Raw genomic sequence first — 1,723 nt, 5'->3', positions numbered from 1 at the left:
CACCGCAACGTGCGGTTGCATTACACCCCAACCTATACCTCTTGGCTGAATCAGGTGGAAAACTGGTTCTCGCGCATCCAGCGCGATGTAATTGCGCGAGGCATCTTCACCACGGTGAAGGATTTGGACCGCAAGCTGATGCGCTACATCCGCGAGCACAACAAGAATCCCAAGCCGATTAAATGGAAATACGATGATCCATCACGACGAATTCGGCCAGTGCCATTTCAATGACGCAGTCGACTAGCTTCCAGGCTGATGGTTTCGAATTGCGCAGCAAAGTCGCGATGATGCTCATTTAACCAACGGCTCACGCGCTCATTGCTGACGAGTGTTGCAATATAAGCGGCTGACACCGTGAGATGTAGATGCTCGATACCATAGCGTTCATCGGTCTGCGCTACAGTAGTCTGAAGCGTTGCGAGTTCACGTTCGAGATGAGCGAGCTGCTTTGACACTTCGTTGCCCGGTTTCCCGCGGCACCAGCGTCAATTTCGAGTTGCTCCGGCGGAGTGGCAGCGACAATTGCCCGCGCAAAGGCTGACGTGAAGTTTCCCTGTCCGCACATGAGCTCGACAGCCTCCATTTGCCGCGAAGGCTTCATCTGCTTCAGCGCCTTGAAGGTTGTCGCCGGACAGGCTTTGTCGGCAAGCAGTGCGGCGGCCCCATCCGATATACCGTCGAGCAGGCTTGACCAGCGCTGTGCTGTGCCGACTTCAATGCCTGGCAAGATTCAAGAAATGGCGGGCTTCGCGATAGGTCGAGACCAGTAGCTGGTTCGTTTCCAGAACGGCAATAGGCATACCTTCAAACTCTGCTGGTAAGAGGCGGTCCCGATTGTACCCAGGATGACATATGCACTTTTTGACCGACCATGAGTGGCAAGCAAAGTAATCGGGGCTGCGGCGGTAGAGCAGTTCTTTTCTCAAAAGCGCGTGGCATGATTGCCGCTCGCCGGCAAGTCCGATGCTATTGGGAGAGAGAAACATGCAGGAGCGCGTTATGGAAAAGTGTAGGAATTCTGTAATCACGCAGCAGGAGCTAGAGGAGGTCCACCGAATTGCAGTTACTCTGACCACCCGCAAGCTTCCGGAGCGAGACAAAAGTCCGGTCGAGAAGTGGTTCGAACGCGCGGCCGAGCTACTGTTCAGCCATTCGATTGCAATCTTGGTTGCTCTGACTTTGCTCATGTCGTTCAGCGCTATCCTTGACCACGAATCGTTGCGAGCAGCCGCTCTGGTCTGTGGCGTTTTATTTGGGCTGATAGTCATAGCCGCATGGTTCGTCGGCATAGGTGGTGCCGTTCCTTTCTTCAACAGAATCCGAAGAAAGCCGTACTCGCCCATGCTGTGGTCAATCAAGGCCGCGACCCAGGCAGACTGTGTAGAACTGTCGAAGCTGATGGCGTGTCGCCGGGAGGTTGTGGCGCTGTATCTGCTGCAGTACAAGCACGAAAGAGAATCATTCGAGCGGAGGTGTCACGGATCGGCGTAATCGAGCCGGGGATGATCGGCGTAATGAGGCCACTTGGAATGGCCCCGAAACGCGATTTCGAAGGGACTCAAGAATGCGTTTTTTTGCCTGATTTTGCAACCGCGTTTTCGCCGTTCTCGGGCATCGGTTTCGGCTTGCGGAAGCTCTCACCCTCAATGACGACACGGTAGGCGCCATGCCGTAGCCGATCGAGCGTGGCAGCTCCGAGGATGCGGTTGTCGGGGAACGC

4 protein-coding genes are annotated in these 1,723 nt (G+C 55.2%); 2 read left to right on the top strand and 2 right to left on the bottom strand.

The window, feature by feature from the left end; genetic code table 11:
• A partial coding sequence (locus M3I56_RS40465; RefSeq protein WP_254355189.1) for a transposase occupies positions 1-234 on the top strand: 234 nt, incomplete at its 5' end.
• Here M3I56_RS40465 and M3I56_RS40460 read toward each other — a convergent pair.
• Together M3I56_RS40460 and M3I56_RS40455 are read right to left on the bottom strand one after the other, a co-directional pair.
• Positions 228-458 carry a plasmid partitioning protein RepB C-terminal domain-containing protein gene (locus M3I56_RS40460; RefSeq protein ID WP_254358641.1) on the bottom strand — a complete coding sequence of 77 codons (231 nt, stop codon included), beginning with the start codon at positions 456-458 and terminating at the stop codon, positions 228-230. The two genes, M3I56_RS40465 and M3I56_RS40460, sit on opposite strands and share 7 nt — an antisense overlap.
• Positions 401-730, bottom strand: a complete 330-nt coding sequence (locus M3I56_RS40455; RefSeq protein ID WP_254358639.1) for a plasmid partitioning protein RepB C-terminal domain-containing protein — start codon at positions 728-730, stop codon at positions 401-403. Before M3I56_RS40455 ends, M3I56_RS40460 begins: the two co-directional genes overlap by 58 nt.
• Positions 731-987: 257 nt before the next feature.
• On the opposite strand from M3I56_RS40455, the gene M3I56_RS40450 reads away from it, so the two are divergent.
• Positions 988-1,494: a hypothetical protein gene (locus M3I56_RS40450; protein ID WP_254358637.1), complete on the top strand. Its 507-nt coding sequence runs from the start codon at positions 988-990 to the stop codon at positions 1,492-1,494.
• Positions 1,495-1,723 lie beyond the last annotated feature (229 nt).

Origin of the sequence: Paraburkholderia sp. CNPSo 3281, assembly GCF_024206515.1 — a bacterium.
Taxonomy (GTDB): domain Bacteria; phylum Pseudomonadota; class Gammaproteobacteria; order Burkholderiales; family Burkholderiaceae; genus Paraburkholderia; species Paraburkholderia nodosa.
This window is presented reverse-complemented; position numbering and strand designations above follow the sequence as displayed.

What these genes read in the sequence shown, in the direction of transcription:
- M3I56_RS40450 (WP_254358637.1), top strand. Translation starts at nt 988, where the DNA reads ATGCAGGAGCGCGTTATGGAAAAGTGTAGGAATTCTGTAATCACGCAG.